The 17,575-nt window shown below is 42.4% G+C and carries 5 protein-coding genes (1 of these 5 cut by a window edge); all 5 read right to left on the bottom strand.

What is annotated here, in order from left to right:
• Nucleotides 1–14,343 carry the beginning of a DUF5776 domain-containing protein gene (locus HZL42_RS08790; RefSeq protein ID WP_219283297.1) on the bottom strand. The gene continues 15,648 nt to the left of window position 1, outside the view, so the window shows 14,343 of its 29,991 coding nt (coding positions 1–14,343); it begins with the start codon at nucleotides 14,341–14,343; its stop codon lies off the left edge, out of view.
• 275 nt (nucleotides 14,344–14,618) lie between these two features.
• A complete protein-coding gene (locus HZL42_RS08795) occupies nucleotides 14,619–15,395 on the bottom strand; it encodes a (S)-acetoin forming diacetyl reductase (protein ID WP_219283298.1) in 777 nt (258 codons plus the stop codon).
• A gap of 71 nt (nucleotides 15,396–15,466) precedes the next feature.
• On the bottom strand, nucleotides 15,467–16,036 hold the full coding sequence (locus HZL42_RS08800) for an NAD(P)H-dependent oxidoreductase (protein WP_219283299.1): 570 nt from the start codon (nucleotides 16,034–16,036) through the stop codon (nucleotides 15,467–15,469).
• An 81-nt stretch (nucleotides 16,037–16,117) separates the two neighbouring features.
• Nucleotides 16,118–16,435: a hypothetical protein gene (locus tag HZL42_RS08805; protein WP_219283300.1), complete on the bottom strand. Its 318-nt coding sequence runs from the start codon at nucleotides 16,433–16,435 to the stop codon at nucleotides 16,118–16,120.
• Nucleotides 16,436–16,524: 89 nt separating this feature from the next.
• Nucleotides 16,525–17,575 (bottom strand): ERAP1-like C-terminal domain-containing protein (locus tag HZL42_RS08810; protein ID WP_219283301.1); only part of this gene is annotated, 1,051 nt, incomplete at its 5' end.

Below are 17,575 nucleotides of genomic sequence, written 5' to 3' on the forward strand. Positions count from 1 at the left end.
GGCGGCTGCACTATTAATTGCCACACTTGCTGACTGGGCAATAATCATTTGCGCATCCGCAACGCTCATCGCTGAACTGGCTAACGATAATGCGTTAGCTGCACTTTGACTTGCCACAGATGCGGATGCACTGGCATTTGTGGCAATCTTAACTTGATTAGTAGCATCTGTACTAACCTGAACAGCAGCGCTATTCGCCGAGTTAACAACTGAATTAACACTACTAATTTGGGCATTGGCCGAGTATTGACTAGCAATACTGTTTGTAGCTGATAAATCAGCCTGGATTTGGGTAACAATTGAAGCACCCTGTGAAGAACGCTCAGTAGTGTCGCTAACAAACGAATTGGTGTTGATGCCAGCGGAAACAACCTCATTATTAATTGAATTAACGAGTCCATTAGCAGTGGACGTAGCAACTACAGCAGAACTAGCAACGCTATTGGCAATTGATAATCCGCTGTGAATTGCGGAGGTTGCATCTGAAGCGGCCCCGCTAGCATTAATTGCAGCACTGGTAACTGCACTTTGGGCAGCATTAATAGAATCAACCGCAGCACTAGCTTCCCTTGATTGTTCAGTTGCAATTGATGATTGTGTCATTGCACTAGTAAGGGCATTCGCTGCACTTTGACTCGCTGCCGATGCAATTGCAGCATCACTTTGAACCGCATCTAAGTCGCCATTATTAGCATCCACTTGGGCTGCTGATGCAGCAGAACTGGCTACTGAGTTGGCGGTGGATGCAATTGACTCGTACTGACTAGCACTTAAGCTAGCAAGCACCATCGTTGAACTAGCAATTGCTGCAATCGATGCTTGTTGGATAGCCGCATTCGATGCAGAATTAGCAATTGAAACAGCAGCACTAATTACTGCATTGGCACTAGCAACAACTGGATTAGTAGCGTTATTAACGTTTAAGACCGCAATCGAATTCATAGCACTAGTGACTGAAGCAGCATTGACGCTCACCGTACCCGTTACAGAATTAACCGCACTTGAATAACCGTTAACCGCATTCTGTGATGAAGTTACCGCCGTACTATTATTAATAACTGAACTATTCGCATCACTAGTTGCAACCGCTAAAGAATTAGCGGCACTAGCGATTGATTCAGCACTTACAATCGTTAACGCCACGGAAGCTGCTGATTGAGCAGTCGAATTAGAAGCACTGACAACGATCGCATCTGAATTAGTGGCATTTAAAGCAATGTTAATTGCAGTTGAGGCAGCTTGAATGGCAGCACTAGCTGAAGCTGCAGTACTATTAGCAGCACTAACCACTTCAGCGTCTGAGTTAGCAGCACTAGCAGCAGCACTGGCTCCCCCACTATCAAGGTTATTAGCAGCGGCACTAAGTGCATTTAATTCATTGGCCACCTGGGTAGCGGCACTAGCAGCAGTTGATTGCGCAATCGAAGCGCTTGCACTGGCCGCTGTAACAATCGCCAGCTGTTGACTCGCTACCTGGGATTGATTAGCAGCATCTAAACTCCCCGCTGCAAGCGAGCTTACCGCAGCAGACGTAACCGTTACTAGGCTGTTAGCCACAGCGTTATTACTGTAAGCTGATCGAACCGAATTAACTACTGATTGTGCGGTGTTGGCACTCCCTAATTCTGCGTTAATTTGACTTTCAACACTTCCAATGGAGGTTACAGCACCATTGGCAGATTGAGCAGCCGAACTCATAAGATTAACGGTATTAGTAACCAACGAATTGTTGTTTTGGGCAGTGGTGGCCGCATTATCTGCAATAATGGTGGAACGATTAATTCCACTACTGATTGCAACTGAAGCAACAATGGCAGCTTTTTGCGCATTAGTAGCTGTAGTACTAAATTCATTGGTATTGGAAGTCGCTACCAACGCAGCGGCAGAACCATTCGCATTTGCTGAATTAACTGCTGTAGCTTGCGCACTAGCGTCTGCAACTGCAGCCTGAGCAGCAGCTAATGCCGTGTTAGCAGTTGAGAGCGCACTAGCTGCCAGTGCTGAATCCCCAGCGTTAGCAGCTGAGACTGCAAAACTAGCAGCGCTATTAGCAATTGAGTTTTGGTAACTCACCGTTGAGGTATCGGCACTCACCTGAGCATTAGCTAAAGAAGCTGCAATGGAGGCAGCATTAGCAATTGATGACTGCTCAGTGGCACTTTGGACCGCGGTGATCGCCACACTCGATGCTGATTGAACCACGTTATTAGCACTAGCAACAAATACGTTATCAGCGTTATAGCTAGCTAACGCTCCAATCGTAACCCCTGCGTTTGAAAATACTGCACTATTATTTTGAACGGTAGCACTAGCACTACTGGCCTGTGCGGAGTAAATATTCGCACTATTATTAGCACTGGATACGCTTACTGACGTTTGGTTAACGGATAGGTTGTATCCACTTGTCATGCTAGCAATTGAAACCGCATTACTTGCCGTCGAAGAAGCAATTGCCGTTTGTGATTCTTGATTAGCATAGGATTGAGCAATTACCACCGCTTGGCTTGCAATGATGTAATCACCATTTGCGGTCGTAATGGCAGCACTAACTTGATCAGCGGCACTTTGCGCCACTGCACTATTTGATTGGGCAACCGTAGCGGCACTTTGCGCAATTGATGCGTATGATAATGCAGCTGAGGCGGCTGAACTAGCGGCAATACTATCACCAGCAGCAGATGCTGAACTAGCAGCAACGCTTTGGGCGGCAGCCGAGTTAGCGGCTGCTTGGGCTGCTTGGGAATTAACAATCGCAATCGAATTTGCGGAACTAGCAACAGCACTAGCCGAGTTAGCAATTGATTGTTGGACATCGGCATTTACACTGGCGCTGTTAGCAATCACTGTCACTGAACTAACGTGACTATAAGCAATGCTAATCGCACTATTTTGTGAACTTTGCAGTGCGACTGCACTTGCACTGCTGTTGATGGAGTTCGCTAAACTAGCCTGTTGACTGGCTTGCGTGCTATTACTTTGAACTAACGATGTATTACTAGTAATGCTATTGACGTTACTAGTGATTCCATTAGTGGCAGAACCCGTAGCATTAGCGGCAATTGAAGCATCACTAGCGGCGCTACTTGCAGTGACACTAGCCGAGCTTAGCCCACTATCGATAGCGCTCTTAGCAGCACTAGTGGCACTAGATGCATCAAATGCTGCTTGTGAAATCGCACTGTTATTATTCGAGATTTGAGCGGAAGCGAGTGCAGCAGTGCTGAGTGCGCTTTGCATGGCAGCGGATTGAACGGCTGCATTACTAGCAGCCTGAGCAGCAACTGCAGCGGCACTACTTGCAACCTGATTAGCGGAACTAGCGACCGCCGAATTCCCGTTAGTGGCAGCGTTCGATGCAACAACGGCTGCACTGACAGCAGTAGCGTAAGCTGACGATGCTGATGATCCAGCAAGCACGGCCTGATTACTTGAAATGATTACCGCTTGATTAGCAGAGCTTAATGCTGCCATATCACTCGTAACTACCGCAGTAGCGGAACTTGCTGCTGATAAGGCAGCATTAACAACTGAATTAGCGCTACTAACAACCGGATTTGTGGCATTCTTTTGGCTTAGGCTGGCCATTGTAGCTGAATTAGAATCAATCGAAGTAGTTGCGCCACTAATTGCCGTTGATTGAGGGACGGCTCCACTAGCAACCTGGCTAATTGAGCTTACTGCAGAATCATTTCCGCTAGCTGAGAGACTAACTGCCGAACTATCTTGACTAGCTTGAGACGCAAACCCAGCAGCAGCACTGGCATTATTAACCGCAGCAACCGTGTTTTGGATAACGGTTAATGCGGAACTAGCTGAACTTAAGTAGGTGGATATAAAGCGCTTATCATTGGCTGTGGCAATTGATGCTGAGTTAATTGCTGATGAGGCAGTCGATGCCAATGCCCCCACAGATTGAACAGTACTTGAGGCACTGCTAATGATTTGGGCCGCAGAAGTAGCTACCGACGCAGCAATTGATGCCGTTATGGCATCACTATTAGCAACTGCTGACTGCACACTGGCATTTGCAGATTGAACAACGGAATTAGCTAGACTAGCCGCAGCAGATGCGCTGGCCACACTTTGGCTAGCTGATGAGATTACAACCGCTGCTGATGCAGCAACATTACTTTGGGAATTAGCATCGGAATTATCTAATTGGGCAATTGTATTGAAAAAGTTAACTGCTGAAAAAGCACTACTTAATAATGAATTGCCAACAATATTGGCAGTAGCAGAACTTGCCACCGCAGCAATTGAACTCGTTTGTGAGCTAATTTCACTTACCACGACGGAGTCGCTACTGGTACTAGTAATGGTAATTGCGGCTGTTGAAGACCCATCAGCCAAACTAGAAACAGTGTTAGCAATTGAACTAATATTTATACTTACTGATTGGCCAGTCGCTGCAGTCTGAATTGAAGCAGAGCTCAACTCGCTACTAATGGTGCTAACGGCACTGCTAGCAACTGAAGCAGCAATTGATGAGTAACTACTTGCTTGGCTCGCATTAGAGTAGGAAACTTTAATAATAGAAAAAGTATTACTATACGCGCTGCCTGCAGCATTAAAGTAAGGATTGGTAGCATTTGCATATGAAGATGCCATAGTGATCACTGAGGAGGCAACTTGGTATGCAGACTGAGCCAAACTAGCATTTCCCACGTTAGCAGCACTACTTGCAGCTATAATTGCAGACATCAGAACAGCACTATTAGCACTAATCTGATTAAAGTAGCTCGTCGTTGCGATTGAAGCTGTGTTCAACAGAGAAGAAACCGAATTATATTGGGATGCTTGGAAACTAGTGACTGAGCTTGCGCTAGTGTAGGCTGGAATAATTGATGCCATCACACTATCTGCGTAGCTAATTGTAGAGTCCGAGGCGTTGCTAACTGATAATGAAGCAACTACTGACTGAGCAGAGCTAATGCCACTAGAATGTGATTGAACACTACTGTTAGCAGAGTTAATTCCACTTTGAGCAAAGACAAAATTACCCATAATCTCAATTGTAATCTGGGCGTTAGATACGGAATTATAATAACTAGCAAAGTTACTGGAATCCGCACTTGTTTGATTAGCATAGGACTGTGCAATCGATGCGTTCATAACGTTATTAGCGTATGAAAATGCACTTTGGGCTGCCATACTAGCTACCGCAAAATCGCTTTGGGCTAATTTAGCAGCGTTAGAAGCATTAATGGAGTTTGTAATGACGGCTGAACTAGCCAACTGGGCCGCTGCAACAGCGCTACTAACAATATTAGATGTAGTAACTACGTTTTGCGCTGCTTCACTAGCAGCGGTACTATTCATTGCTGAAAAAGCTGAACTAGCGTTAGCTGTATCCGCACTTAACCTAACGATTGCATTCGAAGCAGCACTTGCAGCTGCATTAGCACTACTAATGGCTACTAGGTATGCACTCATTGCATTTGAAGCATTTATACTTTGGGCACTAGCGTTTGCATAAGCTGATTGAGCAAGGCTAGCGGCAGAACTCGCAAGTGAATTATTACTATTGGCGTAGTTGTTACTGGTTAACGAGCTATCAATTGCATTAGCACTTGAAGCAGCAGAATTAGCAATTGATAGTTGACTAGCTACTTGTGAATAGTTTTGGTTAGCAATTGAAACATCCGAATCAATATTTGGAGCATCACTATTTGCCGAAGAAACTGCAGAAGCTACAATTAAACCATTAGCATTAGCCCCGCTAGCAGCAGAATTAGTGATTTGAGTTGAGCTACTTACCTCACTACTAATCTTATTAGTAGCGGAGGTCATTGCCGAATTAGCAGCAGAGACGGTACTACTGATTGCATCAAGCGCACTGGATGCGGAACCGGCAGCAAGTGAGGCAGCTATCTCCGCTGAAGCAGCAATTGAATACTGTTGAGAAGCATACGCAGAGACGGTTCCGGCGTCCGTTGCGATGCTAGCAGCCGCACTCTGGGCACTTGAAGCAAGAGCGATGTAATTAAAACCACCGCTAGCAGCAACCAAGGCATCCGACAATACTGAAGAAGCCTGGCTACTTACTAACGTTGCAATTGAAGATGCCGTCACTGCATTACTAAATGCGGTACTTGCTGAAGCAGCCATCTGATTAGCAATACTAGACTGGTTAGCTACCAGTCCTGTTACGGAATTAATTGCAGAATTAGCTTGGCTAACAAATACGCTTGCGTTATTAATGTCTTGATTATTAATGTTATTGGATGCTAATGAACTTAAAGCGCTGGAAGTAACCGCAAACGAGTTAGCGAGACTCCATGCCGTTCCAGAAAAGGAGTTAGCTTCAGATTCGTAACCATTAGTAGCAGTACTTGCGTTAACCGTTTGAGTGTAATATGAATTGGTATTTTGATTATCAGAATTAACAATAGAAACACTGCTGGAAGTAAGTGCTGCTAAGCTCTGTGTCTCAGCATAAGCAGATGCAGATCGGTAGTTATTAGACTGCAGCCCTGCATTATTAAACATCTTTAGTCGATCAATGGTAATCGCATTATATGCAGAATTGACCGCAACAATTGCAATTGAGGCACTTGCACTAGTGGCAACCACTGCGTTTGAAGCCGCACTAAGCAGTGTGGCTTCAGAAATTGCAACACTCGCAGCAGAACTAGCTAATAGGCTATCATTAGCTAACTGGGCAGCACTAGCGGCAGAACTAGCAGCACTAATTGCATTGGAATAACTAATAATTGCAACTGAAGTACTATTTGCAAATGCCACCGCATTAGATGCGGTTACACTAGCCGAACTAAAAATTGCATTTTGCGAATTTAAATCAGCAAATAAAGCGTTATTAGCACTAACTAATTGGCTAGCTTGGCTTGCAATTGATACAATGGCGCTATTGGAGGAATTGGCAGCGGCAACCGAATTAATTTGTTGATAGTAGGAGTTAAACTCGCTGTAATCGTAGTTAGCAGCATCAAAGTTCGAATTACTAAAACTTACGGTCAAAGAACTAACCGATGCTTGACTAGCTAAATTAGAGTTGTTAGAACTAGCAGAGGTGAAATCAGCACTAGCGGAATTATTAGCACTGCTAACCTGATTAACGTCAGATTGAATCCCATTGCTGATTGCAATGGAAGCACGATTAAACGCAATGCTTGCGGTTGTTGAAGCATTGGATATGGAATTATTGTCAGCGTATAAACTAGCAGCAGCACTTTCCCCAGTGGTCTTATATGAACTTACGGCACTGGCAATTGAAGCTAGTTGGCCAGTGTAAGCAGTGATTGCACTAAGTGCACTATTGGCATTGGAAGCAGCAATCGATGCACCCGAAACATTGTAATTAATAACCGCAGTACTTGCCGCCGCATTTTGCGTAATTGCAACTGAATTAGCAGCGGCAATCGCAATTGCAATACTAGAAGCAATGGTATTTAGACTTGTAACTGACGCTAGATTGGCGCTAGTTAACGCAAAATTACTGTTTGCATCACTAAGCGCAGTCTTAGTTGCAACACTCGCAGAATTAAAAACGCTGTTTGCACTACTTACGTCAGGATTAACACTATTTAAAACACTTAGTGACGCCATTGCGGAGCTAGTTACGCTAAAGCTAGTGGTAGCAACTGAAATTGATGCACTCATATTGGTGGCGTTACTTAGGTTGTTTCCTGCTGATGATTGTTGTAATGAAGCAGCGATTGCTATTGATCCAGCTGAGGTGTTTTGACCGCTTAAATTAGTTGCAACGCTGCTTGTCGTTGCATAATACGATGCGGTAATCACAGCCGTTGAAGCCATATTTGCATATGAAATAGCCGCAGCTGCATTATTAACGGCAACCACGTAATCACTATTGATGGCAACGGAAGCTAACGAAGCCGCAGCTTGAGCAGATTGAGCAACTGAATTCGCAGCATTTGCAGTAACTAGTTGGGCCCGTTCACCATTAATTGCAGCAGTAGCCACTTCAGCAGCACTAATTACAATTGATGTTTGGTCAACGGTTGCCGAATTGAACCGATCGTTATAGGCAGAATTGGCAACGGAATTAGCCGAAGCAGCAATTGCAGAGTAAGAAGCTGCCAAGCTATTGGCATTCGATAAACTCATTAATGCGTTCGCAGCGGCACTGCTTGCGTTAACAAGTGCAATGCTTTGTTGATTGGCATCACTTAATGCCCCACTTGCCAATGCAGCAACCGAATTAGCCATGGAATTAGCTGTAATAACCTGTGAATTGTTAGCGTTATTACTAAAAATATTGTTGGCAGTAGCTTGGGCAGCAGCGGCACTGCTATTAGCGCTAACAACAGAACTATAAACACTATTGGCAGCTGTAAAACTACCGTTCACCGCACTGATTGCAAGCGTTCCGGCACTATAGCGAGTAACAACGGAACTAGCCAAGTTAGCAACCGATGCATTGGCAGATGAAGCATTGGAGGAAGCGCTTGTAATATCATTTAATAGCCTACCAAGCGCCTTGTCGACCGCTGATTGAGCACTATTAGCAGCACTAACTGCTGAATTCCCGTTTACATTTGCGCTGATTGCATTATTAGAAGCAACAACTGATAAACTATTAGCAATACTACTTTGGGTAGCAACAATTGAAGCATAGGAAGCGGCTGCCGACTGAGCAGCAACTGCATTAGCACTAGCGGTAGCGGTAGCTAACGAATTCCCAATTGCTGCTGACTGGTTTGCCTGAGCTGCATAACTCGATGCAGCTGCGTTAGCACTACTTGCACTAGCGGCTGCTCCGCTAGCGATTGAATTTGCAGCAGTAGCGACTGAATTAGCCGAACTAGCAATTGATGCTTGTTGGCTAGCTAACCGATTGGCTGAACTAATAATAATCGCGGCCGCACTAACCGCTGAGTTGGCATTTTGAACTTCAGGCCGATCAGCATAACTAGATTCCAGTTCAGCCATTATGCTGCTGGTTCCAGAAAATGCAGTTTTAGCTGATGAAACTTCTGAATTAGCGAAACTAGTCGTCTGCTGATTTAAATTAATATTAATTTGACTACTACTAATTTCGTTGCTTGCCGACATCGCATTACTTACTGAAACACTAGCACTTATAGCCGCATTGTTAGCATTTGAGGCATCCGTATTCATCTTAGTAATCAATGCATTAATACTAGTAAGAGCATTTGAAGCACTGACGTTTTGACTGTTAATCCCGGAAACATTGTTTGCAACTATTGATAGTGCAGTACTCATTGATGCATAGTAGCTAGAAGCTGCGACATTAGCACTGCTAGCAGAACTAGTGTATCCCGCAATTGCTGACATTGATTTTTGAACATCGTTTACGGAACCCAATAATTCAGTTAAGTCATTGTAGTTAGCATTGCTAGAGTCACTGGCAACTAAGTTCAGGGTCGTATTAATCGCACTACTATTATATTGGGTTGTAATTGCAGCGGTACTGATAGAACCTTCTAATCCATTAGCATTACTGATTTTTTGATTATTATCACTAGAATAAAGTTGTGCTAAACTAGCAGCCGATGAAGCTGCTAACGCATAGGACTGAATTGTAGAATTGCTTGGTTTAGTAGCAGCAATGCTAACGGCAACACTAGCGTTTGAAACCGCATCACTTGCAATTGATTGGTAACTACTTTGAATTGCGTTATTAGAGGTCACTGAAGAAGCCCCAGCAGAAGAGTAGCTATTAGCTGAACTAACCGCTGCAGAAGCAAATTGAGAATCTAAAATTGCAGCGCTGTAAGCTGAACTAAACACACTGGATGCATAACTATTGGCATATATACTAGCGGAATTAGCAGCATTTGAAGCAACACTTTGTTGTGTAACAAAGGTTGTTGATTGGAAAGTGGCCTTAGCATAAGCTGAACTAGCAGCGTTAATCGCGGAATTAGCCACTGAACTGGAATTTGTGGCCACTTGAGATTGCAAGCTGATGTCACTCGCTAAACTAGTTAACTTACTGAAAATGCTGCCGGTAATTTGATTGTAACTAAGTGAACCTAAAGTATTCGAGAAATTGGTTGCATCCTGATTAGCAGCGTTATATGCACTGCTTACATCCACGTTAGCACTCGATGCTGCTGAATTGGCGTTACTGATGTCTGTATTCTTGGAATTTACGACACTCGCCCCGCTACTAAAAGCGTTAAGCGCACTCTGGGCCAGATTATTGAACCCAGTTGCAGCATCGTTATTAGGAATTAAGCTATTAATTAAACTAGTTGTTGCAGCATAACTCGCGATGCTATTGGTATATGAAACTGCGGAATTATAAAATACCGCCCCACTATTGAAAGTGCCATTAGTTGCAACTGAGGCGCTACTTACAGAAACCGAATTAGCTGATACGTTAATGTAAGCTTGCGCCACAGCGCTACTTAATGAGTTCATTACTGATGAAAAATCAGTGGCAGCGGCATAGGCACTGCTAGCAATTAACTGCACTGCAGATGCGCTTTGTTCATCAGCAATCGCACTTAATGCCGCATTACTGGCAATAACATTATAGCTATTAATTGCACTAATTTGCGCATTCGCCTGCGTCGCAATACTAGTTGTGGCTACCGCGGCACTAGATGCAGCAATAGAAAGGGCCGTTTGGGCACTAATCGTCATCCCCCGCGCATTATCTAGCGCCGCACTGGCACTTTGAGCGGTCGAAAGCGCTAAACTTGCGGCAACGTTATATGAAGCCAAACTACTACTTAAAGAGTTGGCAGTACTGGATGCAGAACTAGCAATTGATGTTCGTAAACTAGCATCGTTAGCGTAATTAGTGGCAGTTGATAACGCTGAAGAAATAACGCTAGCTGAACTTGCGTACCCTGGAATATTAGTGTAAACAGAACTATTCAATGCTGAACCTAAACTGGCAATATAAGAAACCACACTATTAGTTTCTGAATTAGCGGAATTAGCCGATGAATAGTAAGGATTCGGTACTAATGAAGCAACCAGACTATCATTATTGTAAACCGCGGTACTTGCATTAGTTGCAGCCTGAACATCTTGAGCAGCATTATTAACGATAATTGCGTTATCAATAATTGTTCCGGAAGTCGTTTGATTAGAATTATTAGTTGGCCCCAGGACTGGGTTATGATTCGTATTAGTTGTTGTATTAGTTCCATCAGCATTGTTGGTTAACAACACACTTTGATTCGTAACAACGTATTGAGCATCAATAATAACACTAGTAATCGGGTCGGTCCCAGCTGCGTTTAGTGGCCGGACGTACTGGTAAGAATAACTGCCATCCCGATCCTTTGTAAACGCTGAAAATGGGATTGCAATTGTATAACCGTTCCGATAATAAGGATCATCGACCTGCGCTGCCACTTGGTCTGGATTTTGAATCATCGTTGTAGAACCGATTGGCAATTCATCGTTGTCAGGAGTATTTCCGTTAGTGCTTACCCGAACGTAAATATCCTTAGTCGTATCCAAAACGTTAGCAACAACGATTTTAGCTGATAAATCGTATCCTGAAGTGGATTGACCAGTTGTATCCTTAACAATATTAGTTTGACCACCAATATAAACGGTTGGTGAGGCTAAGAACGATAAGTAGTGAGATTGCGTGTTGCTAAACCCATTTAGAACATTATCAATTTGTTGTTCACCGTTAATATTGTAAACGGTAATTGGATTGAATCCGCTATTCTGTTGCCCAATCATAACCATATATTGTGGGCTAGAATCACGGCTCTCATTAACCTGACCAATCACTGAATATGCGGTAATTGGCGGACTATTAAAGAACTTCCCATAATTAGTTCCATCAGTCACTCCCTGATCATTATTCAAACCATTTTTACTGAAAATGATTTGACTTCCGGGATTATTCAAGACAACGGTTCCTAAGTTGTTTAGAAGGGTCAGACTGTTCGTCCCCCCATCCGTGTAAATGTATAAATTACTAAGGTTTTCAACGTCCAAGTTTCCCTTGATTGTTACTAAATTCCCACTAAATCCAGTGAGTGATTTAGTAGCATGCGCACTAAACACACCACCATTTTTAACGGTGACATTTCCATTCAAATTAATTGGGTTAAGGTCATTTAATTTATTTGAAAAGACAGTTTCTAGCGTTCCACCGTCAATATAAACATTACTATTGTTGAAAGTATAAATTGATGAGGCGCCATTAGTTGGGGTAATTGTTAGCCGTGCATTTCTATTAATGGTTAAGGAACTAGAAGCGTTTGTAAGAATGATTCCATTATTAGCGGAGGCATTCGTTCCAAACGATCCAGAGTCTTCACCGTTCCCCCCGCTGGGTGTTAACACCATTACTGAGCCCTCATCAAGGGTTAAATTCCCAGAAAGTTCAATGTTATTCCCCTGTTGGGTAGTTCCGTAATACTGACTGTTAGGAAGTAATTCCATACTTTGGGTTTGAATATTTTGTTGCCGATAGTCAAACGTAGTAACCGTTCTAAACGGACTAGTGTATTTGCCTTCACTGATGGTGTTAACCACTCCATCGATATATAGCTTAAAGGAACCATTGGGGTTAGAATTATACATCTGAGATCCTTCATAATTAATGTTTTTAAAGGTTAAGCTTCCAGAAGTCGATGCGTATTCATTGATTGGTCCATAAAAATTAACCCCGTATAGTTTTCGAAAGTTCTTAATCACTAATGAATTAATGTTGTATGGATTTTGATGTTCACCATTTAAATCGGCAACGTGGTTCTGACCATTAATAGTGATATTAGTGGTACTACCACCTGGAGCGGAACTAGCAGTACTACTTCCCGCATCAATATCAGTTAACAGCCTAATCTCACTAGTGCTACCAGATTTAATCGTTGCAAAGTAGTTATTAAATTGAGAAATATTAGTAATAAAGTAAATATTTTTATTCATTACCTTATTGTAGACATCTTGATATCCTAAATTATAAAGGGGATCGTTATCACTGGAGTCCGTCAGTGCAGGAACCACCTTATAATTAGTCTGTTCACCGGATAGTGCATCTTGGGCCCCGCTATATCCAATTGTGTAGGGATTACTAGCGGTCGTATCCATATTGGTGAATACTGAATAGGAGCCATTTTGGTCGGTTCCGTTCCAGCGGCCGGTCTCTGCATCATAAATTCCTTGATTAGCTAAAAAATAATCAATTGCATAATTGTAAGCTAAGGTCTTATCAGAAGTTGTAGTATCAACGTTAGAACTAGATTGAACGCTATTCCCGGCAATTGCTTCTTGACTATCACTCGGCGAATTAACGATATTGGCACTTTGGGAACGATCGGCTGCCCCAGAAGTAAGCGTCCCATTCGTATTTGAACCGTAGACGTTCGGATCAGCACCAACCCCAGAATTGAGCGAATTATATGTATTCCAGGCATTGATTACCCCATTATAACCGTTTTTATAGTAAACGTTACCAACATCAACATTACTCGTTATTGTAGCTGATTTAATTTCGTCGGGATGAAAAGAGTTCCAGGCAGCTACCGCTCCAGCATTGGTAAGGGCAAATGCTGAAACCCCACTATTAAAATCACTATCCCCACTCCCAGCGGTACCACCAACTAGTGCAGCTGAGGAAGCAGCAGCAAATCCACTTGTAAAGTCGGAGCTAACACTAGATAAGACAGTTGATGCAAGTAGTTTATCGACATTTACGCCTTCAGATGAACTCCCATCACGGTAACTAACGGCTAATCCTTGAATTGAATTATCGCTGGTGGAGGAGACACTAGTAGCAGAATCGCTAGTGGTACTAGCAGCAACTGACGACTGGTCATCTGAAGTAGATTCAGAGTTAGAAACACTGGTGGAAACATCGCCACTAATTGAACTAGTAACCACTTGAGAACTAGTGGTTGTTTCGCTTGCACTGCTGTTTTTAGTTGCGGCTGAACTAACTTCATTCGTACTAGTGGTACCAGCAGAATCTGAATCAGCGGCACTTGTTTGTGCGCTTTCACTACTATTAGAACTGGTAGTCGAATCCTGATTAACGTCGCTAGCGGAATCAGCGCTGCTAGCAATGCTACGATTTGATTGAGTACTGGTAGCATTATTTACACTACTCGAAGACTGATTAATGGTCGCTACACTACTAGTAGCACTGTTATTGCTAGCGGCACTGACGCTAACGTTGGCAGAGTCATCCACCGTCCTTTCCTGTGAATCATCAGTGGAATCGACAGAATTAGAACTAGCAATTCGGATAGAAGTGTTTGCACTATCATCAGCATGGGCAGTTGTTCCACGACCAAAAACACCCGCACCTCCAATTACAGATAGCAATGAAAGTGAGACTACGACCCAATTCTTTTTAACTTTTCTTAAAATTTTTTTATCGTTATTTTTTTTAAACTTATACTTGTTATATGTCAATTAAATACCCTCCAATTTTGAATTGGAATTTTAGGATTGTTACCCCATTTTATTAACGCCTGGCAGTGTAGTAACTTAAAATTAGCTACACTTCTACATTATTAATTTTAGCACATTGAAACATTTAATACATACAATCAAAACAAACGTTAAACAATGATATCATAATGAAAAGACTCCTTAACTATTAGTTAAAAATTATGTAATGTAATTTAATCAATACAAAAATAACACCAACGTAAATTTACGTCAGTGTTATTTAAAATGACTCTATTTTATCTGTATACCATTCCACCATCAACCAAAATGGATTGACCTGTAATGTAGTTTGAATCTGGACTAGCTAAAAATGAAACTAGGTTTGCAACATCGCTAGGTTCAGAAAGACGCTTTAATGAAATGTTTTTGGCAAATTGATCCATTCCCCATTGTTCTGGTTTGCCAGCTTCCTTAGCAACACTCTTGGCAATGTCTTCCATCATTGGCGTTTTTACAATTCCAGGACAGTAAGCATTAACCGTGACTCCCCGTTCAGCTAATTCCTTAGAAGTGGTTTGGGTAATTCCACGAATGGCAAACTTAGTAGACCCATAAACGGTTAAGTTTGGATTTCCTTCTTGCCCTGCTTGAGAAGATCCGTTAATAATCTTTCCACCATGCCCTAATTCCTTAAATGCTTGAACAGCAGCTTGGGTTCCCCAAATCACACCACCAACATTAATCTTAAAGGTAAAATCAAGGTCTTCAGGAGTAACATCTTCAATTGGACTTGATGGTGCCACCCCAGCATTATTAACAATTACGTTAAAGTCACCAAAGTGTTCCTTCGTTTGCTTAACTGCTTCAAATACTTCATCCCGATTAGCAACGTCAGCTTGCACAGCATAAGCATCACCACCAGCATTATTTAATTCATCTGCAACCGCTTGTACCTTGTCCAAATGGCGCCCAACTAATGCCACTGAGAAACCATCCTTAGTTAAACGTTCGGCAATTGATTTTCCAATTCCCTGACCGGCACCGGTAACCAGTGCTACTTTCTTATCAGCCATAATTAAAATCCTCCTAAAATAATATAAACTACTCAAATTACAAGCAGTATGTCCTTAATTATAGAGTTTTACTAAAAATTTTGCAGGGTCGCTGCACATTTTTTAATAAATTTTGTTCTTTTATCTAGTGTGTCCCCTGGTTTATCAAGCCCACCAAGGATTAATTTATGCGTTAGCTTGATGCCGCAAAAGCCTAAGATAAAGTGTTTCCACCGACTAATGACTCCTCCATAAAGTCCATAGAAAAAGGTTGGTGCATGTGAAGTAATGAACAATGCGGCCGTTTTGCCAGTTAGTAATTTAACCGTCTTCCCCTTTTCATCATAGTGGTAACCAAATCCGGGGGTGAAAACCCGATCAATCCACCCCTTTAAGACGGACGGCTCCGCTGACCACCAAACTGGAAAGAAGAACGCTAAATGGTCGCTATCATTGATTAGCTGCTGCATCTTCTTGGGATACGATTCATCCCCCATGTGTTTGCGATACCCATATCGCAATACGGGATCAAACTGATCAACCGCTAAGTCGATCAGTTCCACATCCAACCCCTGTTTTTGGGCTGTTTCAAAGTAATTAATTGCATTTGCATGCGTAAGGGAGCCCTCATCTGGACTGCCTTGAATAACTAATATTTTCATTTTTAATCCATCCCAATTTTAAATTTAATTGTATCAATTCATTCTAGCTTATTCAGTCGTTAAATGCATTAAATATCGTTATTAAATTATCAAGTCATGCGTCATATAGTATCGACGCTCTAATAACTTAGTTGCAAATTGAATCTCATCTCTGGTGCTAATTAAAAAATTAGTGTGGTGCGAAGTAACAACTAGCTGATAACCGCGCTTAATTCCATCTAAAATGGCCTTGATTAAATCATGCGTTTCTGCCACCTGCGAATCAATTGCGGGCATCTGCCAGGTGCTAGCTGCATCCCCAATAATGATATACCCATCAATTTCGTTGATTGCCACAAAGTCACGCGGCCCATAAACATTAGAAATAAACTGTAACATGTAAACCCGCTTATTCTTCATCCCAAATCCTCCCTATTGTAGATATGTACGCAAAAAAGCGGTTCCTCCATTCAAAGAATGAAGAAATCGCTTTAATTTAAGTTATTTAGTTATTTTTTTAAAGCATTCGCAATGGATTCTCTTTCTGACTCAATTAATGCCACCTTAGTAGCAATTGTCTTGGTATCCATCTGAATTTCCCGAGTTAAACCAGGCGTGTTCAGTTTTGGTTCAAAGAAGGCCTTGAATTCGGCTAATCGTGGAGCCGTATGGAACGTTCTAGCAATTACCGTAATAAAGGTAGCAAATTCCATATCCCCACCGACAGTGTCTTCTAGCCATTGCCAGTCATTTCTGATCCAATCCCATGCCGCTTGTTGACCAGCGTTATTAGCTAACGTTCCAGCAAACCAAGCCCGTAAATCTTGGGGCTTAACGGTTTCACTATCTTCAAATTTATCAACTAATTCCTTGATTAACGCTGGTTCCTTAACCTTAGTAGCAGCATAAGCAAGGTCGCGCTTGTAACTAGCATCGGATGTCTTTTGGTATTGAACTAAAAGCTTATCAAATAGTTCTTGGCTGCCATAGTTTTCAACTTCGTTGGCTAACACTAATGCACGCGTGTCTGCGGAAACCGCAATTAGATTATCTTGGTTTTCAACAAAAATTGCATGGGCAGCCTTAATTGAATCCGCGTTCTTTCCATATAACGATGCACTCAATACGGTTGGCCGACTAAGTTGGTCGTCATTGGATTCACCAGTCTTTGGTTGCCATCCCAAACGAGCCACCTGTGCTGAACTAAGGGTGTTAAAGAAATTACGAAGGTCTGTTTCAGCTTCAGAACCAGGTGTAACAAATTCCTTAAATTTAACGGCTAATCTGTATAGTCCATCAATTACAACTGATGATTCACTACTTGCAAACCGCTTCAAAACTGGAAATACCGATGCATACTTCACTTGGCTAGCTTCAGCTAATAAGCGGAGGTCTTGTAAAATCTGCATTTGATCAATTGCATCCAAATCAGCAGCTGAATCCAAGATGTCGTTTAATAACGTCTCATCATACTTAACAATAAAGTGGGAATTATTACCAACGTTTACCCGGAATGGCTTACCAGCTTGTTTACGTAGTTCGGCATAGTTACCAAGAACC

The organism is Lactobacillus sp. Sy-1, assembly GCF_019303535.1.
Classification (GTDB): Bacteria; Bacillota; Bacilli; order Lactobacillales; family Lactobacillaceae; genus Nicoliella.